This is a genomic window from Lentzea waywayandensis (assembly GCF_900115955.1).
In the GTDB taxonomy this organism is placed as follows: domain Bacteria; phylum Actinomycetota; class Actinomycetes; order Mycobacteriales; family Pseudonocardiaceae; genus Lentzea; species Lentzea waywayandensis.
The window spans coordinates 37056-59117 of sequence record NZ_FOYL01000024.1; the positions used below are offsets into that span (position 1 = coordinate 37056).

At 68.6% G+C, this 22062-nt stretch carries 19 protein-coding genes; 9 read left to right on the plus strand and 10 right to left on the minus strand.

Annotation, left to right across the window (positions count from 1 at the left end; all coding sequences use genetic code 11):
* The first annotated feature begins 373 nt into the window (after positions 1–373).
* A complete protein-coding gene (locus tag BM417_RS45275) occupies positions 374–1159 on the plus strand; it encodes an SAM-dependent methyltransferase (RefSeq protein ID WP_143139102.1) in 786 nt (261 codons plus the stop codon).
* Between the two features lie 164 nt (positions 1160–1323).
* A complete protein-coding gene (locus BM417_RS45280; protein WP_322789060.1) occupies positions 1324–2763 on the plus strand; it encodes an alpha/beta hydrolase in 1440 nt (479 codons plus the stop codon).
* On the opposite strand, the gene BM417_RS45285 is transcribed toward BM417_RS45280, so the two are convergent.
* From BM417_RS45285 to BM417_RS45295, 3 genes are all read right to left on the minus strand, one after another.
* On the minus strand, positions 2708–2923 hold the full coding sequence (locus BM417_RS45285) for a hypothetical protein (protein ID WP_093606310.1): 216 nt from the start codon (positions 2921–2923) through the stop codon (positions 2708–2710). The genes BM417_RS45280 and BM417_RS45285 overlap by 56 nt on opposite strands.
* 695 nt (positions 2924–3618) lie before the next feature.
* Positions 3619–4287, minus strand: a complete 669-nt coding sequence (locus BM417_RS45290; RefSeq protein WP_143139103.1) for a DUF6924 domain-containing protein — start codon at positions 4285–4287, stop codon at positions 3619–3621.
* 294 nt (positions 4288–4581) lie between these two features.
* Positions 4582–5403, minus strand: a complete 822-nt coding sequence (locus BM417_RS45295; RefSeq protein ID WP_093606312.1) for a LysR family transcriptional regulator — start codon at positions 5401–5403, stop codon at positions 4582–4584.
* A 428-nt stretch (positions 5404–5831) separates the two neighbouring features.
* On the opposite strand from BM417_RS45295, the gene BM417_RS45300 reads away from it, so the two are divergent.
* From BM417_RS45300 to BM417_RS45310, 3 genes are read left to right on the plus strand one after another with little or no spacing between them, the layout of a single operon-like run.
* Complete coding sequence (locus BM417_RS45300; RefSeq protein WP_093606313.1) at positions 5832–6824, plus strand: zinc-dependent alcohol dehydrogenase family protein; 993 nt, start codon at positions 5832–5834, stop codon at positions 6822–6824.
* Between the two features lie 15 nt (positions 6825–6839).
* Positions 6840–7322, plus strand: coding sequence for a nuclear transport factor 2 family protein (locus tag BM417_RS45305; RefSeq protein WP_093606314.1), 483 nt, complete (start codon positions 6840–6842; stop codon positions 7320–7322).
* Entirely contained in the window at positions 7322–8260 is a 939-nt protein-coding gene (locus BM417_RS45310) for an NADP-dependent oxidoreductase (protein ID WP_093606315.1), read from the plus strand. The genes BM417_RS45305 and BM417_RS45310 overlap by 1 nt, the downstream gene beginning before the upstream one ends.
* On the opposite strand, the gene BM417_RS45315 is transcribed toward BM417_RS45310, so the two are convergent.
* Genes BM417_RS45315 through BM417_RS49700 form a run of 6 tightly spaced genes read right to left on the minus strand, consistent with a single transcriptional unit; the run spans position 8257 to position 17082 of the window.
* The gene (locus BM417_RS45315) at positions 8257–11028 is read right to left on the minus strand and encodes an AAA family ATPase (RefSeq protein WP_093606316.1); all 2772 of its coding nucleotides are present in this window, start codon (positions 11026–11028) and stop codon (positions 8257–8259) included. The genes BM417_RS45310 and BM417_RS45315 overlap by 4 nt on opposite strands.
* 11 nt (positions 11029–11039) lie before the next feature.
* Positions 11040–13220, minus strand: a complete 2181-nt coding sequence (locus tag BM417_RS45320) for a xanthine dehydrogenase family protein molybdopterin-binding subunit (RefSeq protein ID WP_093606317.1) — start codon at positions 13218–13220, stop codon at positions 11040–11042.
* Positions 13217–14209 carry an FAD binding domain-containing protein gene (locus BM417_RS45325; RefSeq protein ID WP_093606318.1) on the minus strand — a complete coding sequence of 331 codons (993 nt, stop codon included), beginning with the start codon at positions 14207–14209 and terminating at the stop codon, positions 13217–13219. The genes BM417_RS45320 and BM417_RS45325 overlap by 4 nt, the downstream gene beginning before the upstream one ends.
* A complete protein-coding gene (locus tag BM417_RS45330; protein ID WP_093606319.1) occupies positions 14206–14703 on the minus strand; it encodes a (2Fe-2S)-binding protein in 498 nt (165 codons plus the stop codon). Before BM417_RS45330 ends, BM417_RS45325 begins: the two co-directional genes overlap by 4 nt.
* Complete coding sequence (locus BM417_RS45335) at positions 14696–14932, minus strand: hypothetical protein (protein ID WP_093606320.1); 237 nt, start codon at positions 14930–14932, stop codon at positions 14696–14698. The genes BM417_RS45330 and BM417_RS45335 overlap by 8 nt, the downstream gene beginning before the upstream one ends.
* Before the next feature lie 56 nt (positions 14933–14988).
* On the minus strand, positions 14989–17082 hold the full coding sequence (locus tag BM417_RS49700; RefSeq protein WP_177320985.1) for a LuxR C-terminal-related transcriptional regulator: 2094 nt from the start codon (positions 17080–17082) through the stop codon (positions 14989–14991).
* A 411-nt stretch (positions 17083–17493) separates the two neighbouring features.
* On the opposite strand from BM417_RS49700, the gene BM417_RS45345 reads away from it, so the two are divergent.
* Together BM417_RS45345 and BM417_RS45350 are read left to right on the plus strand one after the other, a co-directional pair.
* Positions 17494–18237, plus strand: coding sequence for an SDR family oxidoreductase (locus BM417_RS45345; protein ID WP_093606326.1), 744 nt, complete (start codon positions 17494–17496; stop codon positions 18235–18237).
* 20 nt (positions 18238–18257) lie between these two features.
* Positions 18258–19139, plus strand: a complete 882-nt coding sequence (locus tag BM417_RS45350; protein WP_093606322.1) for an SDR family oxidoreductase — start codon at positions 18258–18260, stop codon at positions 19137–19139.
* A 2-nt stretch (positions 19140–19141) separates the two neighbouring features.
* On the opposite strand, the gene BM417_RS45355 is transcribed toward BM417_RS45350, so the two are convergent.
* Positions 19142–20068 (minus strand): AraC family transcriptional regulator, encoded by a 927-nt coding sequence (locus tag BM417_RS45355; protein ID WP_093606323.1) that lies wholly within the window; start codon positions 20066–20068, stop codon positions 19142–19144.
* A gap of 123 nt (positions 20069–20191) precedes the next feature.
* Here BM417_RS45355 and BM417_RS45360 point away from each other — a divergent pair, with 123 nt between their 5' ends.
* Both BM417_RS45360 and BM417_RS45365 read left to right on the plus strand, forming a co-directional pair.
* Positions 20192–20977 (plus strand): SDR family oxidoreductase, encoded by a 786-nt coding sequence (locus BM417_RS45360; protein WP_093606324.1) that lies wholly within the window; start codon positions 20192–20194, stop codon positions 20975–20977.
* Between the two features lie 384 nt (positions 20978–21361).
* Positions 21362–22062, plus strand: a 701-nt coding sequence (locus BM417_RS45365) for an XdhC family protein (RefSeq protein ID WP_281251418.1), incomplete at its 3' end; no start/stop codon positions are given.

Consider the following 22062-nt stretch of genomic DNA (forward strand, 5'->3'; position numbering starts at 1 on the left):
ACGCTCAGGTACCGCACCCCGGGCGGCACCTGACACTGCCCGAACACGGTGTCGTCAGCCTCAGCCAGGAACGTGACGTGCACTCGCGGCACCAGGCCGCAGCCCGTCTGACCGCGGGTGACTGCTCAGATCGCATCGGCGGATTCCTTCACGCTCGCAAGAGCTTTCAGTGCAGCACCACAACGGCCCGCAGCCGAATCTCCGAGGACCAGACATGTCCGAAAGGACCAGAAACCGCTACCGACCTGCCACCTGATGCTCAGCGGTGCAGCAGAAACAGGCCACACGGGCAAGCATCAGCCAGAACCACGCCGACCACCGTGACTCCGTACGTACGTACAACTACAACCGTGCAATCAACGGAGGAACTCAGATGCACGCGTCATCGAACCCGGCGACAGACCACCACTACGCAGACCTGGTCTGCGTCGCACGCGTGCACGACTACCTCCGGGGCGGCAACCACAACTTCTCCTTCGACCGCGACTACGCGGACGCTCATCCCGACGCGGCCCAGGTGGTCCGCAAGATCCTCAGCCGCGAACAGGAGTTCCTGAACCGAGCCGTCCAGTTCATGCTCGACCAGGGCATCACCCAGTTCCTGAACCTGGGCTCCGGACTGCCGGCGAGGGGCACTGTCCTGGACACGGTCGTCCGCCTCTACCCGGAGGCGCAGGTCGTGCACGTGGACACCGACCCGGCCGTGGTCGAACACGGTCGCCTGATCGCCGGCGAACGCACGCACTTCCTCCAGGCCGACGCCACCTGCCTGAGCCAGGTCCTGATTCCACCGATCACGGCCGGAACGTTGAAGCTGCACAAACCGATCGGGGTCCTGGCCGTGGGCCTCGCGCACCTGCTGCCGGAATCAGAGCGCGCCCTGACGTTCCTGCCCTCCTACGGCGAAACCCTCGCCCACGGCAGCGCACTGGCCGCAACGCACCTCACACCGTGGTTCGGCGGCCGCTTCACTCCTGCCGCAGCGCAACTCATCGCCGGGCCCTGCGGATCCCTGCATCCACGCAGAAGACGCAAGGTCGCCCAGCTGTTCACCGGCTTCGAACTGGTGGCGCCCGGCCTGATCGCGGATACGTCGATGCTGACCGGCCTGGCTCTCAAACCGTCCAAAAGCGACACTGAACGGAGACTACGCGAATGACACCATCACCTGCCTCTGTGCTCGCACGGGTCGCGCTTTCGAGCGCGCTCGTGCTCGGCACCTTCGTTTCCGGTCTGGGTACCGCAGCCGCCCAGGCAGCTTCCGTCAGACCCGCTACCTGGGGGCAGTGTGCGGCTGATGTTCTCGCCGGGTTGCCTCCCTCCGTGACGCCCGAGGAACGCGCGCGCCTCACCTGCGCCGTCCAGGACGTACCCGTCGACCACTCACGCCCGTACGGGGAGAAGACGGGCATCTTCATGATCAAGCGCGCGGCGAACGACCCGTCGCGCAGGATCGGCTCGATCTTTCTCAACCCCGGTGGTCCCGGCCTTTCCGGCGTGCTGCACGGCGCCTTGGTCAAGAACTATCTCCACGCCACCGTGCTCGACCGGTTCGACGTCATCGGCTTCGACCCGCGCGGCGTCGCGCGCAGCAACCCGATGCGCTGCTTCCGCACCAAGGAGGAGGCCGACGCGGTGAACCAGGGCCGGTCCCCCCTGCCGCGGACGGAGGAAGAGATCTCCAGCTCCATCAGGCAGGCCAAGCTCTACACGGACTACTGCAAGGTCAACGCCGGTCCGCTGCTCAACCACATGTCGACCGAGGCCGTCGCGCGCGACCTCGACATCATGCGCGAGTCCATCGGCGAAAAGCAGCTCAACTTCGTCGGCTTCTCCTACGGCACGGTGATCGGCTCGACGTACGCGAACATCTTCCCGCATCGTGTCCGAGCGATGGTGCTCGATGGCAACGTCGACGCGCCGCTGCGTCTGACGAACGGCGAGGAGAACGACCGCCAGAGCGCCCGTGGCTTCGAGATCGCTTTCGACGCGATGCTGAAGCGTTGCGACAGCGTGGGTGTGGCGAAGTGCGCCTTCGCCGGCGATGCCCGCTCCAAGTTCGAGGCGATGAGGAAGGCGCTCGCCGCAGGCCCGGTCACGTTGCCCGACGGCAGCAAGGTCGCCCTCGCCACGTTGATCGGCCGCGTGTACGGCGACCTGTACGCACCGTCGCGCTTCGGCACGCTGGCGGCGTGGCTGCAGAGCGTGCACAACGCGCTGAACCCGTCGGCGGCTCTGGCCCTTCAGTCCACCGTGGAGCCTCCGCCGCCGCTGGCGAACCAGAACGACCGCCTGGACATCGCCCCGCAGTCGGGAACCCCGTACACCGCGGACGACTCGTTCTACGGCGTCAACTGCACCGACAAGCCGTACCTGCGCACGAACCGCTTCTGGGCGCAGACGGCCAGCAAGTGGGAGCAGGAATCGCCCACGTTCGGCCGCTACCAGGCCGCTTCCGGGCTGATGACGTGCCCGACCTGGCCGACCAACAACCCGGACCGCTGGATCGGCCCGTGGGACAGGCCCACCAAGAACCCGATCGTCCTGGTGGGCAACTACTACGACCCGGCGACGCAGTACCTGTTCGCGCAGCGCATGGCCAAGCAGCTCGGCAACGCGCGGCTGATCAGCGTCGACGCGTTCGGCCACTGCATCCTGGGCCGCTCGGCCGGCACCGACACGGCGGTCGCGAAGTACCTGCTCGACCTCACGCCGCCGGCTGACGGCGCGGTGTTCCAGCCGAACGAGCAGCCGTTCGCCTGACCAACACGACGACCAGCAGTACCTCCGCACTGAAGAACGGCGTCAGCGGGGCCGTGGCCAGCGAGACCAGAGCCACGGCCGCGTCGGCGCCGTTCTTCTTGATCAGAGCGTTGATGCCCGGCACGTGCCTCACCATGAACGCGATGATGGCGACCAGCAACGCGGGAGCGAACGGCAGTTGGAGCAGGGCCCAGCTGAGATCATGGTCGCCGACTTGAAGCTCGCGCCAACGCCTGACACCCAGTCACCGTCGACCACCCGCACGTCGCCTTGTCGAGCGCGACGTCGTGCGAGTTGTCGTTGAAGTCCTTCCTGCCTTATCTGAACCCCAACCCATTCTTGCCAGGTAACTCATCACGTTCACGGCGAACCCGGACCTGGCACCGCCCCCAGTAGTCCTTGAGGTCGCTGGGCCCGAAGACGAACTCTCTTCTCCCCGTGGGCATCCGCGCAGTACGCCGCGATGAGGATCTTGCGCGGCGCCACAAGCATACCTGTGAAGGTCTGCCCCTCCGGCCGCGTCGCATCTGCACGCTTGCCCGCGACGATGCCAGGAAACTCGCTGGCAGAGACGTTCTGCCCGCCGACGAACATCGGCGAGACGTTGCCCAGATCAACAGGGACGGTGCCGCCCGAAGCAGCTCGCCGCAGGTGCGTTCGCAAGCGCGGACAGAGCCGCGTTCGAAATACCGGCAGCCGTCGGCGGGCCCCCGGTCCGTGTTCTGTTCACGACTGTTCCCCTCCGGATCAGGAACGCTCGCCTCTGAGTTTGGACGCGGCCGTTCGCTGCCGACCGCTGTCGAACGAGTCCCGGAGAGGAACAATCAGGGTCGATCTCCGTAGGGGTAATGCGCCTCAGTCGTCAGCCTCAGCTTCCAAGTCCTCAACACGCCCGTAGATCATGTGCTCCCGCCGCACGCCGTCCTCATCAACCCCGTCGGCGAAGTCCCCCCAATCCATGTTGGCGATCGTGAGGTTGTTCTCGATCTCCTGAATGGTGTGAGGAAGAGCCCGAAACGACCGCCCAGCGGCTTCCCCGGGCCAGCCCTGGTCCGGATCAGCCTCCGATCCGAGGTCCACAACCAGAATCGGGTGCTCAGCAGACCGAATCGTGGTCTCGTCAACAACCAGCAACAACGCGTGCGTGGGGCGGTCCGGCCCAGCCGCCAACAGCTCGGCGACCGTAGCCCCAGCGAACACCGGGTCATCGACAAAACTGACGTTGGCCTCGAACTCGTCCGGCGTGACCCACCCGATCCCGGCCTTGATCCGTTCCCAGGCCTCTTGGTCGGAAAAGTCGGTGCGGATCACCGGCACGTCCGGCGTCGCCGGCAGCTGCGTAGTCATACCAACCACCTTCGCGGCGCTGGCGTTCAACTTCTCGGCCAGCGCCCCAAATCGGCACCTCGGACACGTTTGTCTGCACCTTGAGACCTCGGCAAGAGCGATGACATCGGCCGCCATTTCGAGGCGCATGGGCACCGCTGATACCGCACAGGCGGCCTCGTGCGGTACGACGATCACGGCGACCTGCTCTACATGGGACGCCGTGATGACCAGGTGCAGATGCGAGACTGTTGGATCGAACTCGCGATGACTGTCCAACCGGCTGGACAGTCCCAGAAAGGACCATGAACCGAATCGGGGCCTCAGGCAGCGACGATTTCCACGGCGTCTGCCGGGCAGGATCTGGTTGACTGACACATGGACAGCCGCGGCACCCACTCCTTCTGGATCGGCGACCGGTTCCACGGCCTGTTCAACTCCACCAAGCCTGACGGAATCCTCTTCGCCCCCAGGGCCTGACGGCCGGCAAGGTCAGACCTCGGTCGCCACCATCCGTTCGCCGTTCGCCGCGATGTGCTGGACAGCTTCGACGAAAGCACCGATCTCCGGCTCCGCGACGTGCCCCAGCCATCCCAGCGCCAGCGTCGTACCTGGGAGGTCGGTCACAGGCACGGCGCACACCTCGTCCGTCAGTCGTTCGCTGGCTGTGGAGCCCACCACGGTGACGAGACGCCCGAAGGCGACGCGATCGAGTATTTCGTCCAGCCCCATCAACGGGCACTGCTCCTGGAAGAACCGCTCCCGGCGGAGTTCGGAGACGGTCACCGCCTCTCGGCTCGCCAGGCGGTGCTTGCGCGGCAGCAGCGCGACGGGAGTTTCCTCGGCAACCGGTGCGGTGTGCAGATCCGTGAGGTCGTCGCTGCCAAGACACACGAGAGCGACATCGGCTGTGCCCTCGCGCAGTGCCTTGGTCTGGTCGTGCGTGAACACGATCTCGGGTTCGGCACCGTCGTAGGACCTGAGCAACCGAGCCAGCAGGCGGGAGCCGGTGCCAGGCCGCACGGCGAGAATGAGCCCAGGGGGCTGGCCGGCTCTCTGCGTGCGCCGCACCGCGTTGTCGATGCCCGCCAGCAGGCGCCGGCATTCGGCGAGGAAGACTAGACCCGCCGAGGTGAGCTCGACGCTGCGGCTGGTCCGTCGGAGCAGAGCCACGCCCACGCGGCGTTCGAGCCTCGAGATGGCCCTGGACAAGGGCGGTTGTGCCATGGACAGACGCTCCGCGGCACGGGTGAAATGCAGTTCCTCCGCCACCGTCACGAAATAGACGAGCTCCCGAGTCTCCAAGAGTTCCATACCTGGAGGGTATCGCGGCCTGCCTCGGCAGTCATGGCTTCTCCGCGCCCTTCCCTGGTTCAGTGGACGGCGGGCCAGTACCGCAGTTGATCGTCGACGGTTCGCCTTCCCCAGGCCCGAGGACTGCAAGGCGCCTCAGATGTGAACCATTTCAGGAGCAATCGATTGAATGGCGAGCGCAAGGCTCAGTATCCCTGGCCTGTGAATTTGCCGAACGCAGGAGTCTTCCGTCCCCCGTGGGCGCGACGACCACGTCCACATCTGTCCTGGAGCGCGAAACTCCCCCGAGAGTGTCACCCGCAGCCGCTATTTCTTCTCCGGCTGGCACGTGGTGCGGCGTCACCGCCGGCGTTAAGTCGTTCAACTGATGCCTTCGAACGCGGTTCGAAGCAGACTTCTGACACGACGACGACCTGTGAGGTGTGGCCATGCGTGCGATCGTGCTCGACCAATTCGGCAGTCCGCTGACCGTCAGGGAGATCCGTACACCAGAGGTGTCCGCGGGCCAGGTTCTCGTCCGCGTCGAGGCGAGCGGGGTCAACCCGTTGGACACCAAGATCCGTGCCGGGAAGGCGGCCCATGCCAGGGTCCAGCCACCTGCCGTGCTCGGGCTCGACCTGGCAGGCGTGGTCGAGGCGGTCGGCCCTGGCGTGACGACGTTCCAACCAGGCGACGTGGTCTACGGGCTGACCGGTGGCGTCGGTGATCTACAGGGTTCGCTCGCCGAGTACGCCTCCGTCGACGCCGAGTTGCTCGCTCCGGCGCCGTCGTCTTTGACGACGAGAGAAGCGGCGGTGCTGCCGCTGGCGGTGATCACCGCGTGGGAGGGCCTGGTCGACCGCGCGAACGTCCAGTCAGGACAGAAGGTGCTGGTGCACGGAGGTGCGGGCGGGGTCGGGCACGTGGCTGTCCAGCTCGCCCTGGCGCGGGGCGCGGAGGTGTGGGCGACCGGTTCGGCGCGCAGCCTGAAGACGATCGAGAGCCTCGGAGCGACCCCGATCGACCACGTCACCACACCGGTCGACGAGTACGTGCGGGAACACACCGGCGGAGAAGGTTTCGACGTCATCGTCGACACCATCGGCGGTGCGACGTTGGACGCGTCCTTCGCCGCAGTGCGCACCTACACCGGCCACGTCGTCAGTGCGCTCGGCTGGGGCACGCATTCGCTCGCACCGCTGTCGTTCCGCGGTGCCACCTATTCCGGTGTGTTCACCCTGCTGCCGATGCTGACCGGGCGCGGGCGGGCGCATCACGGCGAGATCCTGCGCCACGCGACCGCCCTCGCCGACAAGGGGCTGTTGCGGCCTGTGCTCGACCCGCGCCGGTTCACTCTCGACACCGTGAACGATGCGCACACACACGTGGAACAGGGCACGGGCCAAGGAAAACTCGTGATCAACGTGCACTCAGAGAACTGACGAGGCCGAACTTTCATGACAGAAGAACGAAAGATCCAGAACGTGCTGGCACTCTATGTCCGCGCCACCGATCGGCGCGACGGAAAGGGCCAGGGCGCGTTGTTCACCGACGACGCGATCGTGAGGATCCTGTGCAAGACGGGCCCCGACGAATACAAGCCGTTCGGAGAACCGCTGATCGGCGGGGACGCCGTCGCATACGCGGTCGACAACTTCATGGAGCCTCATCCACCAGGCGGCTCCAGCCATCACCTGACCGGCGACCACATCATCGATGTCAACGGCGACGAGGCGCACCTGAACGCCCAGTTCGTGGTCTTCCAGACCCGCGCCGCCGAACGTCCGGCCGACGGCTGGCCCGAGGGTGCCCGCGGTGCGCAGGGAGAGGTCAAGCCGATCGAGTCCGGGTACTACGACACCGATCTGCGCAAGGTCAACGGCAAATGGAAGATCGTGGGCCACCGTGTCCTGCTCGACATGCCGATGGCGGCCGGCTGATGAGAGCGATCGTCTACCGCCGGTACGGCGATGCCGACGTCCTCGAGGTCGCCGAGCTACCGGAGCCGAAGATGCAGATGGACTCGGTGCTCGTGCGCGTCGTGGCAGCCGGGTTGAACCCTGCGGACGCCGCCTACCGATCCGGGGCCGTGGCGCACACCGTCGACGCGTATTTCCCGGTGATTCCCGGCTGGGACGTGGCGGGCGTGGTCGAGCAGGCCGGACCCGGAGCGCCGGAGTTCGCCCCCGGCGACGAGGTCATCGGCTACATCCGCGGCGAGTCCCTGCGTCAGCACGGTGGCTACGCCGAGTTGGTGTCGGCCGACGTGCGGACACTGGTCCGCAAGCCCATCAACCAGACCTGGGCTCAGGCCGCCGGGTTGCCGCTGGCCGGTCTCACCGCTTATCGAGCCGTGACGCGAAGCCTGGCGATCTCGGCCGGCGAGACGTTGCTCGTCCATGGGGCGGCAGGTGGGGTCGGCTCTCTCGCTGTGCAGATCGCCGTCGCCGCCGGCGCGCGGGTGATCGGTACCGCATCCCCTGGCAACCACGAGTACCTGCGTTCCCTCGGCGCGGAGCCGGTCGGTTACGGAAACGGCCTCGCCGGCCGCGTCCGGGCCCTCGCGCCAGGCGGGGTGGACGCCGTTCTCGATGTCGTGGGCGGTGACACGCTCGCCGACACAGCCGAGGTGGGTACGCCGTTCGTGCGGGTGGCCACGGTGGCGGGATCCACCTTTCCGGGCGCGATCCAGGTCAGCGCACGTCTCGACACGGCGGACTTCACCGCGCTGGTCCACCTGGTCGAGGCGGGCCGGGTCTCGGTCCGGGTCGCCGCCACCTACCCGCTGGAGAAGGCCGCCGAGGCGCAGCAGGCGCTCGCAGACGGCCACAGCCCGGGAAAGATCGTCCTGGAGGTTTCCCAGCCACCGCACCACTAGAACCGGCGTTGTCGATCAAGGGCATCGCGGAGCGCCGCGCGCGAGGCGATGCCCAGCTTGGGGAAGATCCGGTACAGATGAGCGCCGATGGTTCGGGGTGACAGCAGGAGGCGCTGGCCGATCTGCTTGTTGGTCAGGCCCGTGGCGGCGAGGAGGGCGATCGCCCGTTCCTGCGGGGTGAGTGAGGCCGGCTCCGCGCCCATCGGCGCGGGGTTGCGGCCTGCCGCGCGCAGCTCGTTGCGGGCACGGGCCGTCCACGGCGCGGCGGAGAGGCGCTCGAAGCCGTCCAGCGCGGCGACGAGGTGCACTCGTGACTCCGCGACGGCTCGGGTGCGCCTCAGGTGTTCTCCATAGGCGAGGTGCACCCTGGCGAGGTGGAACGGCCACCGTTCTACACCGGGAACGGCGAGTGCCTGCTCGAACAACGCGCCGGCCGCGGCAGCAGGCGCGGAGATGGCCGTCGCCGCGCCGACCAGGAGCGTGAGCCGTGCGGAGGTGGCCGCCACACCGGCGGCTAGCACCGCCTCGACGTGGGCCGAAGCCTCGGCGTGCCGCCCGGTGCGCACAGCGGCTTCTACCAGGTCCAGCACGAGCCACAGCGCGTGCGGAACGTGTGAGGCGAGGACGCCTGGCGGGCTGATCGTGGACGCTTGCAGGTAGGCGGTCTCGAAGTCTCCGCACCCCAGTGCGGCGAGCGTTCTGACGTGTGCGACGTAAACCTGCACCACCCCGACCTTCCGAGGTGCCGCCCACCGTCCCATCTCGGCAGTCAGCGCGCGGGTGCGGGCATGGTCGCCACGGACCGCGGCGACCATGGCGCGGAGGTAGATACCCGGCAGCGAGAGCAATCGGTAGTTGCGCAGTGCGGAGAGTCTTAGCCCCTCCTCGCACAGTCGCTCGAGCTCGTCCCACCTGCCGGCCAGGTAGTCGTCGTTGCCCAGCAGGAACAGTGCTTCGATCCCGGACGTGACAGCGCCGCCGTCCCGTCCGGCGTGGACGATCCGCCACAACGCGGCGCGGCAGCCCGCCAGCCGGTCGACGTGGGAGGCCGCGATGCCGGTCCGCAGGATCCGGACGGGATCGGTCTCGATGCTCAACCGGTCAATGGCGGCGTCCAGTCGGCGGAGGATCGGCGCGGTGAGGCGGGCCGGGTCGGCGAACGCGGTTCCGAGCAGGTCCAGCAGCGGCGGAGGTTCCGGTTCCAGCCGGGCCACCGCGGCGTGGAACGGCTCCCAGAGCTCGGCGCGTCCGCCGAAGAAGCACACCATGGCCAGACAGTGCAACGCCTCGATCAGGCCCATGTTCCGAGCGTCACCCGGATCCGCGATGGCGTCGATCGCGCCGGAGAGCACGCGGTGCGCGGTGTCGACATCACCGTCCTCGTTGACCAGCAGGTAGGCGGTGGCGATCGCGACGTGCAGTGAGCCGCCCAGCTCGGGGTCGGCTCGGCTCGCGTCGATGAGCAGTCGCGGCACCGTCTCCAACTGTCCGGCCACGCCCGCTCCGACGTAGGCCGCCTCGACGAGTCGCCGGCCGCGATCGGCGGGACGAGGGCTGAGATCGGCCGCGCGGAGAAGCGCGGCCACCGCACCGTTCGCGTCACCCCGGCGCAGGGCGTGCGCCGACGCCTCGTCCAGCAGCGCGGCGACCTGCTCGTCCGGTCCTGCCGCCGCACCTGCCAGATGCCACGCCCGCCGCTCGGGCCGCTCGGTCAGCACCTCCGCGAGCACCAGGTGCGCGCGTCGGCGTTCGCCATCGGTGGACACACTCACCACGGTCGACCGGACCGCCGGATGCCTGAAGGTCAGCCTGCCGGAGATGCGTTCGACACCGACCAGTCCGGCCTGTTCCGCCGGCGCGAGGTCCGCGAGTTCGCCGTTCTCGCCGCTGACCGCCCGCAGGGCAGCGAGTTCACCGCTGCCCTCCAACGCGGCGAGCAGGAGCAGCCAGGTGGTCCTGGCCGGCAGAGAGGAGACCTCGGCGGTGAACAACGCTCGCAGACGCCTGCTGAGCGGCAGGATCTCCGGCAACGGCTCCAGCGCGGCGCGCTGGCGGTCACTCAGCGCGGCGGGCAGCTCGAGGAGGGCCAGGGGGTTCCCCTGTCCCTCCGCCTGCACCCGCTGGCGGACCGAGACCGCCAGGCCCGGAAAACGAAGCTCCAGCAGTTGACTCGCGGCATCCGCACCGAGTGGGAGCACCTCGTACTCCGGCAGTTGACCGGAGCCGAGGAAAGGGTCGCCCTCGACGCCGGACGCCGCGATGAGTCCGATGCGGCTGCCGGCGAGGCGGCGAGCCACGAATCCGAGCACGGCTGCGCTAGGCCGGTCGAGCCGGTGCGCGTCGTCGACGACGATCAGCAGGGGACGTGACGTCGCGCCCGATCGCACGAGTGCCAGCGTCGCGGCGGACACACTCGATCGGTGAACTCGCCCGCCGCTGTCGTGACGCACCGCCGCGGACAGGGCGGCACGATCCACGGCGTCGAGCAGTTCAGTCTCCCTGTGGAGCCGGCAGAGCACCTGGTGCAGCCAGGAGAAGGCCATGCCGGTCTCGGACTCCACGCCTGCCACGTACAGGACCCGCGTGCCGGCTTCTCGTGCGACTCTCACCGCCGCGGCCAGCAGCGCGGTCTTGCCGACACCTGGCTGTCCAGACAACACCAGCGCCCCACCGTCGGATGAAGCCCGGTTCACGAACGCCCGGACAACACCGAATTCGTGCTCCCGGCCGACCAGCTCCTCTCCGACGTCCGTCTGGCGGTGATCCAAGCTTCTCGATGTCACATCAGTTGGTCGATCGTGATGGGCAGCGACCGGATTCTGCGTCCGGTGGCGTGATAGACGGCGTTCGCGATCGCGGCGGGCACACCCACCACGCCGACCTCGCCGAGGCCCTTCACGCCGGTCGGGCTGAACGCGTCAGGTCCACCGACGAACACCACGTCGAGGTCGGGCACGTCGGCGTTGACCGGGATCAGGTAGTCGCCGAAGGTGGCGTTCGCCACCCGGCCCGTGGCGTGGTCGAAGGCGACCTCCTCGAACATGGCCATCCCGATCCCCATCACGGTGCCACCGATGATCTGGCTGCGTGCCGTCTTCTCGTTCAGGATGCGACCACCGTCCACAACGGACAGCAGCCGGGTGACGCGCAGCAGGCCGAGGTCCTCGTCGACGCGGACCTCGGCGAACCGCGCCGCGAACGCCCCTGCGGGCGCCACACCCGCGTCGGCGGCCGCGGCGGCGAGGTCCAGCTCGCCGTCCGCGGTCAGCTCGTCGAGTCCATGACGTGCCAGCACATCCGCGTACTTCTCGCCGACCGCCGGATCGTCGATCAGGTGAAGCCGGCCGTCGCTTGCGGTGACCTCGTCCAGTCTTCTCCCCCTCAACGGCGACCGCGCGTCGGCGGCCACCTCGTCCAGGAGGGCCCGCAGCAGGTTGGCGGCGGCAACCTGAATCGCGCCGGTCAGCGCGACGGCCAGCCCAGAGCCGCCGGACTGCGGCGCGGGCGGCAGGTCGCTGTCCCCGATCTCCACCCGGACCTGGTCCACCCGCAGGCCGAGCAGCTCGGCCACCTGCTGCGCGGCGATCGTGTACGTGCCGGTGCCGATGTCGGTGGCGGCGGCCTTGAGCACGGCGGTACCCGAGGCGAGGATGGACAGCCGCGCCCGGCACGGTGCCGCGTACCACCCGAAGGTGACCCCGGCCATCCCGTACCCGACCAGCCAGTTCCCGTCCCGCGTCGACCGGGGCACCGGGCTGCGGTCCCGCCAGCCGAACCGCTCGGCGCCGACCTGCAGGCACTCGCGCAGCGCGTTGCTCGACCAGGGCAGACCGGACTGCGGATGGACCTCGGCGAAGTTGCGCAGCCGCAGCTCGACCGGATCGATGCCGACCCGGTACGACAGTTCGTCGAGAGCGGACTCCAACGCGAAGTTGCCTTCGGCGTGCCCCGGCGCCCGCATGAAGCCGGGGTTGGGGATGTTCAGCCGCACCTGCCGGTCATGCGTGGCGACGTTCGGGCAGTCGTAGGCGTGCGGTGTGCCGAGCACGACGGCGGAGAAGTTGTCCTCCTCGGCGCCCAGCGCGGCGGTGCTCTCCTGGTCGATCGCCACCAACCGGCCGGCGCCGGTCATGCCGAGCCGCAGCCGTTGCCGCGACCGCGCCCGGTGTCCCACCGACGTGAACATCTGCGGCCGGGTCAGCACCAGCTTGACCGGGCGCCCCACGACCCGTGCCGCCAGCGCGGCCAGCAGGGTGTGGGACCAGGCGCGCAGTCCCGCGCCGAACCCACCGCCCAGGTAGGGCACCAGCACCCGCACGTCGCTCTCGGGCAGGCCGAACGCGGTCGCGAGCGCCTGGCGCGTCATGATCGGCCACTGGGAGCAGTCGTGGACCGTCAGCCGGTCGCTGTCCCAGCTCGCCAGCGTGGTGAACAGGCCCAGCGGGTTGTTCGCCTCCGGGGCGATGTCGAACGTCTCTTCGTAGGTGATCTCGGCGGAGGACAGCGCGGCCTCGGCGTCACCGACGTCGACCTCCATGCCCCAGCCGTTGTCCACCACCTCGGCGCGAGGATCGTCCAGATCCAGCACCGGTTTGGCCGTCTCGTAGGAGACCTGCACGAGCCGTGCCGCCGAGGCCGCCTGCTCGTGCGTTCCGGCGACGACGACGGCCACGTGCTGTCCGCAGTGGATGATGCGGTCGTCCTTGAACGGGAACCGGGGCGGCGCACCGAGAGGCGTCATCGGCAGATCGGCCAACGGAGGAGCGTTCTCGTGCGTGATCACCGCGAGGACACCGGGCGCGGCCAGTGCCGCCGTGGTGTCGATCGCGCTGATCCGTCCGGCGGCAACGGTCGACTGCACCAGCACCGCGTGCACCTGGTCCGGCAGCGTGAAGTCCGACGGGTAGGGCGCGCTGCCGGAGACCTTCAGCGGTGCGTCGACCCGGTCGAGCGCGGTCATGACTGTTCTCCCGAGACGGTCCGCAGGACGCGCACGATCGTGCGCTTGGCGAGCTCGACCTTGAACTCGGTGCCGGGCACCGTGAACGGATCCTGGATCGCGGCCTCGGCGGCGGCCAGGAACGTCCTGGCGGTCGCCGGAGCGCCGACGAGGACCCGTTCGGCCTCGGTGGCCCGCCACGGGACCGTGCCGACCCCGCCGAGTGCGAGACGTGCCAGCGTGATGACGCCGTCCTCGATCGACAGCGCGGCGGCCGCCGAGGTCAGCGCGAACTCGTAGGACACCCGGTCGCGGACCTTCAGATAACCCGACCGCGTCCCGGCCGGCAGCAGCGGCACGAGCACCTCGCTGATCATCTCCCCGTGCCGCAGCACGGTCTCGACGTCCGGCCGTTCACCCGGCATCACGTGCAGGTCGGCGAACGCGATGGTGCGTTGCCCCGCGGCGCCCTCCACCCGCACCTCGGCGTCAAGAGCCCGCAGTGGCACACAGAGATCGGACGCGTGCAACGCGATGCAATGCGCGCTGGCGCCGAGAATGGCGTGCATCCGCGCGGCACCCGTGACCGCGGCACATCCCGAACCGGGCGTGCGTTTGTTGCAGTCCGTCACCGCGATGTCCCGGAAATAGCGGCATCTGGTGCGTTGCAACAGGTTTCCGCCGATTGTGGCCATGTTGCGCAGCTGGGTCGACGCTCCCGCGAGCAGGGCCTCGCTCACGAACGGCACGCGCTCGGCGACCACGGGATCCGCGGCCAGTTCCTCCATCGTGGTCAGCGCGCCGACCCGCAGCACGTCGCCGTCAGTGGCGATCCCGCGCAGCGGAAGCCGGCCGATGTCCACCAGGAGGCCTTGCGGCACAACGGCGTCCTTGAGCATCAGGTCCAGCTGGGTCGTTCCACCGGCCAGGTAGGACGCTCCGGGATCGCCGCTCACCAGCGCGACGGCGCTCCCCACATCGGTGGCCCGGACGTACTCGAAACCCCTCACCGGGACGTTGCCTCCTGTCCAGCGACCTCGCGGATGGCGGCGACGATGTTCGGGTAGGCGCCACACCGGCAGAGGTTGCCGCTCATGAACTCGCGGATCTCGTCGTCGGAGCCGGCTCGTCCTTCGGCCAGCAGCGAGATCGCCGACATGACCTGGCCGGGGGTGCAGTAGCCGCACTGCAGCGCGTCGTGCCGGCAGAAAGCCTCCTGCACGGCATGCGGACGGCCGTCCACTGTCACACCCTCGACCGTGGTCACCTCCCGGCCCTCGCACTGAGCGGCGAGAACGAGGCAGGACACGATCCGCTTGCCGTCCAGCAGCACGGTGCACGCGCCGCACGCCCCCTGGTCGCAGCCCTTCTTGGTACCACTCAGTTCCAGGTGGTCGCGCAGTGCGTCGAGCAACGTCGTGCGGCTGTCGAGCTGCACCTGATGCACACTCCCGTTGACGGTCAGCGTCACCAACTCGGGGGTCTGTCTGAGAGCGTCACTCACTCGCCCTCCTCTCGTTCGGCACCTGGTTGACGGACATGAGCTCGAGACCGAGGTCCTGGGTCCGTTGGATCAGGCCGTACAGGTGGGATTGGTCGTACACGGCACCAGTGAGCACGGTGTCGCCACCGGCCCGCTCCAGGTGCATCCCCTCGAACAGCAGGGCGTGGTGGTCGCCGAGCTCGCCACGGATGATGAGCTCGTAGATCTGGCCACTCCGCTTGCTGATCATGATAGGAAGCAGAATGGCCGCGGCCGGGGTGATCTGTCGTCACCCGCAGCCGGGAATCACCTAGGTGAGAGATGCGCGACCGCCTCTGCCCGCGAACCGACTCCGAGCTTGCGGTAGATCGACTTCACGTGGCTGTGCACGGTGTTGACCGACAGGCTGAGCTGCTGGGCGATCTCCCGTTCGGACAGGGTGCTGCGGAGGTACCGGAGCACCACCAGTTCCCGCTCGGTCAGCTCCGTTCCGGGTGCGGTCGCCGGCTGCCCGCCGACCGCGGTGGCCCGGCGGGCGGCGGCCAGGCGGGCGGGAAGCTCGCCCGCGTCGGCGCAGCGGGACAAGACCTCGTCGGCCTCGTCGAACAGATCCGCCGCCCGCCCGCGGTCACCGGCGATGGCCACTGCGGGCGCGAGTGCGATCAGCCCGTCGACGATCTCGAGCTGCTGCCCCCACAGTCTGCGCAGCAGGACTCCCTGCTCCAGCTCGGGAAGCGCCTCCTCGTCACGCCCGTGCGCGCTCAACGCCAAACCGAGGGCCGTGCGCACCTCGCCCACCTCACGGGCGTCAAACAGACCGTGCTCCCTGGCCAGGCCCGCCGCCTCGGTCGCCAGCCGCAGCTGTAACGACCGCAGGCCTCGTCTGCCCGCGATCATCGACAGCTCGGCCACCGCCCCGATCACCACGATCCACTGATCCACGTGCGGCCCGAGCGTTCGGGTCTCGGTCAGCCACCGCTCCGCCTGATCGAGCTCTCCCCTGCAGTAGTGCCCCCAGCCGAGCGCCCAGCTGACCACCGGCCGCCACGGCGAGTCGAGGCCTTCGAGCTCCGCGGCCCTGGTGCCGTGCTCGATGATCGCCGAGACGTCTCCCCAGACGAAACTCGCCTGCAACACCGCAAGACTCGACTCGAGCGACGCGAAACCCTCGACAGGTCCCTCGTCCGCGCCGCCGGCTTGCTGGATCTGCCTGATCGCGGCCCTCGTGTCGTGTTCGGTGCCGCGGAACGCCGAGACCCAGGCACGGATGAGCAGCAGGCGCCGGTCGGCGAGCAGGGCCTCCTCGGGAAATCGCCTCAGCCAGTCGAGCACCGTCGAGGTCCGGCCCGCGTTGACGTGGCCGACCCAGGCCTGCGCGACGAGCTGCGCGGCGTCGTGCCAGGCCCGCGCCTCGAACGCGTGGTGCACGGACTCCTCGACCGTGCCGAACTCGGCGTGCCACGTCTGCGCACGCCGGTGCAGATCACAGATCAGTCCGGGTTCGTCACGTCTCAGCTCCAGCAGCAGGATCTCCCGGAACAGCTGGTGGAAGCGGAACCACTCGTGACGATCATCCAACGGCACCAGGAACAGGTTCGACGCCGCCAGCGAGTTCAACGTGTCCGCCGACCCCTGCCGCTCGAGCACGACGTCGCAGAGCGGGCCGCTGAGCCTGTCGAGAACCGAGATCCTTCTCATGAAACCGCGGATCTCCGGCCCGTACCCGGCAAGCACCTCCTCGGACAGGAAGTCGACGACGTGTCTGCTGGTCCCGTCGAACTGTCTGACCAGCGCATGCTTGTCGTGGCTGGCTGACAGTGACAGCGCCGCCAGGTAGATCGCGGCCGGCCAGCCCTCGGTCCGTGCCACGAGCAGGTCGACGTCGCCACGGGCCAGTTCAAGATCGAGCCGCCCGTTCAGGAACTCGTAGGCTTCTTCCGGCGTGAACCGCAGGTCGTCCGCGCGCAGCTCGAGCAGGTGTCCACGCGCACGCAGGGCACTCAGCGGCAACGCCGGATCCGTGCGGGTTGCCAGCACCACCTGCACGCTCGCCGGGGCGTGCTCGACGAACCACACGACGCTGTCCCGGGCCGGCCCGGCATTCAGCCGGTGGAAGTCGTCCAGCACGAGTACGAGCTGGGCCTGCGCAGCGACGAGTTCGTTGACCGCCCTGGGCAGCATCACCTCGAGAATAGGTGCCGAGGTCGCCAGCCCGGCGAGCGTCTCGTGGTCGATCGCCGGACAGGCGCGTCCCAGAGCCTCGATCAGGTGCGACCAGAGCACGACGGCGTCGTCGTCTCCCTCGTCCAGACTCATCCACGCCACCGGCCGCCTCTGGGCCTCGTCCTGTGCCCAGGCCGCCAGCAGCGTCGACTTGCCGAAGCCCGCCGGGCAGGTCACCAAGCTCAACCTCAGCCCATGGCCGTCGCACAACCGCTGATACAGCCGTTGACGCGTGACTGTCTGCGCCGGGACGAACGGCGGATGAAGTTTCGTCAACAACACTGTCGGCGCGCCAGTGGGCGGGCTGTGTTGTTGTTCGTCGGCTTCGAGCATCACGAAATTTCCTCAGCGTCAGCGCTTCAGTGCCGTGCGAGCCTACGACTCCTGCCGATGCACAACGCGGTTCGACGATGCCTGGAACACCCTATTTCTCTGCCCTTTTGACCCTCCCGCATTACCAGGTCCGGCCCGCCTGTAGTGAGGTGAAGTCGATGACTGTATTTAGCGCGGAGAGTCATTTGACTGTTCACCTTTTTCGTCACCATCTCCATGGTGGACACGAACTACTGCGAAACCGGAGGCAATGACATGACAGGCGACAGCGGCGGGCCGCGGGTGGCGATCGTGACGGGGGGATCTCGCGGGATCGGCAGGGAGACCGCAGGACGGCTGGCGCAAGACGGGTTCGCCGTCGTCATCAACTACGCCGGCAACAAGGTCGAAGCGGACGCGGCGGTGGAAGACCTGGTGGCGAGCGGCGCGTTGGCCTTCGCCGTACAGGCGGACGTGGCCGACGAGGTCGCTGTCGCGAGCGTCTTCGACCAGGCCGAGGAACGGTTCGGTGGCGTCGACGTGGTGGTGCACGCCGCCGGCGTGATGCCCTTGTCACCACTTGCCGATCTCGATCTGGCGGTGCTCGACCGCGTGCTGAGGACCAACGTCCGGGGCACCTTCGTGGTCGACCAGCAGGCAGCACGGCGACTACGGCCAGGTGGCGCGATCATCAACTTCTCGAGTTCGATCACCCGGTTCTCCCGTCCCGGCTACGCCGCCTACGGCGCCAGCAAGGGCGCGGTCGAGGCGATCACCCTGACGCTGGCACGAGAGCTGCGCGGGCGGAACATCACGGTCAACGCGGTGGCACCGGGACCGACCGCGACCGCGCTGTTCCTCGATGGCAAGTCCGAGGAGCTGATCACCAGGATCGCGGGCGAGTCACCGCTGGAACGGCTGGGTGAGCCCGCAGACCTCGCCGAGGTGGTGGCGTTCCTCGCCGGTGCCGGGAGATGGGTCAACGGCCAGGTCATCTATGTCAACGGCGGATCCATCTAATCAGACGGGAAGTGACGACCATGTCGAAAGTCGTGTTGATCAGCGGTGCTTCCAGCGGGTTCGGGGCGCTGACCGCGCGTGCGCTGGCTGACACCGGGCACACCGTCTACGCCGGTATGCGCGACGTCGGGGGCCGCAACGCCCCGGCGGCCGCGGAAGCGGCGGGTCACCCAGGAGACCTGCGGACCGTCGAACTGGACGTGTCCTCCGACTCCTCGGTCGGGCAGGCGGTGCAGACGGTGCTGGACCAGGCCGGGCGGCTCGACGTGCTGGTGCACAACGCCGGTCACATGGTGACCGGTCCGGCGGAGGCGTTCACGCCGGAGCAACTGGCTGCGCTCTACGACACCAATGTGCTTGGCGCGCACCGGATCAACCGTGCCGCCCTGCCGCACATGCGCGCGGCGGGCGACGGCCTGCTGGTGTGGGTCGGCAGCTCCAGCACCCGCGGCGGCACACCTCCGTACCTCACCCCGTACTTCGCGGCGAAGGCCGGAATGGACGCACTGGCGGCCGGGTACGCACTGGAGGTGGCGCGGTTCGGCATCGAGAGCACGATCATCGTGCCGGGCTCGTTCACCAGCGGTACCAACCACTACGCCCACAGCGGGCACCCTGACGACACCGCGATCGTCAGGGAGTACGAGACGCGCTACGCCGGGCTGCTCGAAGACGTGGGCAAGCGGATGGCCGAGATCGAGCCACCCGACGCGGACGTGTCCGAGGTCGCACGGGCCATCGTGACGGTCATCGGCACACCCAAGGGCAAGCGTCCCTTCCGCGTGCACATCACCCCGACCGACGATGGCGCGAGCGTGGTGAACGCCGTCGCCGACCACATGCGCGTCGAGTTCCTCCGCCGGATCGGACTGGACGACCTGCTGCGGCCTGCACACGGCTGACGTCAGCGGGCCGCCACGAGCTCAGTGCCCTGTCGCCGGAAAGCACCGGGGCTGACCCCGAACTCGCGTTTGAAGGCGCGGTTGAACGCGAATTCGGAGGTGTAGCCCACCCTTTCCGCCACCGCGCGGAGCGATACGCCGGGTTCGCCGCGGAGAATCCGTCCGGCCGTGGTCATCCGCCACCACATCAGGTACTCCATGGGCGGCCGCCCGACCAGGTCGGTGAAGCGCCGGGAGAACGCGGAGCGCGACCTCCCGGCTCGCCGGGCGAGCTTCTCGACGGTCCAGGCCGCTGCGGGCTCGGCGTGCATGTGGCCGAGAGCGGGCCCGACAGCTGGATCGTCCAGAGCCGCCGCCCACCCACCGGCGCCGCGCGGAACGTGATCCTGGTACCAGGTGCGCAGGACGTACAGCAGCATGGCGTCGAGCAGCGCGGAGATCGCCGCGTCGGTACCAGGCCTGTACTCGTCGAGCTCACTGCCGAGCAGTTCGACGACGGCGTTGAGCGCCGCGCGGCCGCCCAGGCGACGTGGGAGGTGCACGACGGGCGGGAGCTCGGTGAGCAAAGGATGGGCGCCCGCCCGATCGAGCTGGTAGGAGCCGCACATCAACAGGGTGTGTTCCCCGGCGGCTTCGAGCCGGGGAACCCAGGAGTCGTCCATCTCGGGCGCGACGTCGACGAGGTCGCTGCCCGGTGAGTCGGCGAGGGCGATCTCGTGGCCGTGCGGCGTGAGCACGACGTCCCCCGCACCCAGTGGCACCGGATCCGAACCCTCGGCGAGCAGCCAGCACCTGCCCTGCAGGACGACGTGGAACCCGGTTCCCGGCTCGGCCGGGAACCGCAGTCCCCACGGCGCGATCCGGTGTGTACGCGCCGCGTGCGGTCGTCCGGTGCGGATGGAGGCGATCGCGTCGCTGACAACGTCCACCGTCCAATCGTATACGTGGGAAGACGAATGGACAAAAATTTGCCCTTCTCAGTCATAGATCGTCCAGTTCGGAGCTCATAGGCTTCGGTCTTGCAACGTTCAACGCACACCGGAGGAACCCCAATGCCACGCGGCACCGCTCTCGACGACCTCACCGGCCGGCGCGCACTGGTCACCGGAGGCACCCGCGGGATCGGATCGGCGATCGTCGACCACCTCACCCGCGCCGGCGCGACGGTGGCCTACAGCGCCCGGACCGCCCCGCCCCCGGAATCCGCGACCGACCTGTTCATCCAGGCCGACCTCGCCTCGCCCGCGGACGTCGAAGCGATCTCCCACCACGTTCACGACCGCCTCGGCGGAGTCGACATCCTCGTCCACAACGTCGGCGCGGACGGCGGGCAGCACGTGCCGCTGCTCAAGCAGGACAACGACATCTGGCAGCTCGTGATGGACGTCAACGTCCTCGCCCCCGCCCGGCTCGACCGCGCACTGGTCCCCGGCATGGTCGAACGCGGCACCGGCGCCGTCGTCCACATCTCGTCGCTGTCCCGTTCGATCCCGAACCCGAACCGAGTGCCCTACGGCGCCGCGAAGGCGGCACTGAGCCACTACAGCAAGGGCCTGGCCAACGAGGTGGCGCCGTCAGGGGTGCGCGTCAACAGCGTCACTCCTGGCTTCACGGAGAGTTCGTGGGGCCGCGCGTTCGTCGAGTCACTCGCCGAGCGCGAAGGCATCGGCTACAACGAGGCGCGCCGGCGGCTCATGGCCGAGATCGGAATCCCATTGGGCCGCCCGGTCGTCCCAGACGAGGTCGCAGAGCTCGTCACGTTCCTGGTGTCGGATCGCGCCTCTGCCGTCGTGGGCTCCGAACACGTCATCGACGGCGGTAGCAAGCCCACCGTCTGACATCGCGATGAGGTAGTTTTCGAGCAACTTCGACGGCTGGCCCGTCGAAGTTCACCGCTGTCAGCACGCCCGGTCACCTTGCCCTCGGCCAGGTCAGCAATCGCCAGATCGCGGCGCTGGTCGATCAGGCGTGAGCTTGCTTTCGGAGACAGTCGTCCCCTGAACGAGTAAGTCCTGATTCTGGGCGGTGTCCGGAGACGAACGAAGGGTGTTCAAGATCAGTTTGCCAGGACCGGCCTGAACACCCTTCTGGCCATCGACGAACACCCCGGCAGGCCCGCCCGCAACGAGCGGCCACCACGGATCACCGACCGGCCTGTCCAGCGACATTACAATCTTGGGCCACGCGTGCACGCGTGGCCGAACTGCTGAAGGAAATGCGCTATGCGTGATGTCCTCTACGACCTCGCCGAACGGGTGGCGAACGGCGAGACGGTCGGCGTCGGCACGGTGGTCGCGACCTTCAGTTCGGCGCCCCGGCCGGCGGGCGCGGCGATGCTCGTGACGCAGGACGGCGAGGCGGTCGGCAGCGTGTCCGGCGGGTGCGTCGAAGGCGCCGTTTACGACCTGGCGCAGGAGACCGGCGACCCGGTCCTGCAACGCTACGGCGTGAGCAACGACGACGCGTTCGCAGTGGGGCTGACCTGCGGCGGGATCATCGACATCTACGTCGAGAAGATCAGCGCCGACACGTTTCCGCAGCTCGCCGAGGTCGTGGAGACGGTGCGTGCCGAGGAACCGGTGGCGGTCGCGACGGTCATCGAGCACCCGGACGGCATCGGCCGGCGCATGGTCATCTGGCCGGACCGCCGTGACGGCAGCCTGGGAAGCGCACGGATCGACGACGCCGTCACGGACGACGCGCGCGGCATGCTGGCCTCAGGCCGGACCGGCGTGCTCCAGTACGGACCGGACGGCCAGCGGCGCGGCGAGGGCATGAGCGTGTTCGTGAACTCGTTCGAACCGCCGCCGCGCATGCTCGTGTTCGGCGCGATCGACTTCGCCGCCGCGATGGCCCGGCTCGGCGCGTTCCTCGGCTACCGGGTCACCGTCTGCGACGCGCGACCGGTCTTCGCGACCCGCAG

What these genes read in the sequence shown, in the direction of transcription:
- BM417_RS45295 (WP_093606312.1), bottom strand. Translation starts at nt 5,403, where the DNA reads ATGGAACTCTTGGAGACTCGGGAGCTCGTCTATTTCGTGACGGTGGCG.
- BM417_RS45300 (WP_093606313.1), top strand. Translation starts at nt 5,832, where the DNA reads ATGCGTGCGATCGTGCTCGACCAATTCGGCAGTCCGCTGACCGTCAGG.
- BM417_RS45320 (WP_093606317.1), bottom strand. Translation starts at nt 13,220, where the DNA reads ATGACCGCGCTCGACCGGGTCGACGCACCGCTGAAGGTCTCCGGCAGC.
- BM417_RS45275 (WP_143139102.1), top strand. Translation starts at nt 374, where the DNA reads ATGCACGCGTCATCGAACCCGGCGACAGACCACCACTACGCAGACCTG.
- BM417_RS45310 (WP_093606315.1), top strand. Translation starts at nt 7,322, where the DNA reads ATGAGAGCGATCGTCTACCGCCGGTACGGCGATGCCGACGTCCTCGAG.
- BM417_RS45345 (WP_093606326.1), top strand. Translation starts at nt 17,494, where the DNA reads ATGACAGGCGACAGCGGCGGGCCGCGGGTGGCGATCGTGACGGGGGGA.
- BM417_RS45335 (WP_093606320.1), bottom strand. Translation starts at nt 14,932, where the DNA reads ATGATCAGCAAGCGGAGTGGCCAGATCTACGAGCTCATCATCCGTGGC.
- BM417_RS45360 (WP_093606324.1), top strand. Translation starts at nt 20,192, where the DNA reads ATGCCACGCGGCACCGCTCTCGACGACCTCACCGGCCGGCGCGCACTG.
- BM417_RS45350 (WP_093606322.1), top strand. Translation starts at nt 18,258, where the DNA reads ATGTCGAAAGTCGTGTTGATCAGCGGTGCTTCCAGCGGGTTCGGGGCG.
- BM417_RS45305 (WP_093606314.1), top strand. Translation starts at nt 6,840, where the DNA reads ATGACAGAAGAACGAAAGATCCAGAACGTGCTGGCACTCTATGTCCGC.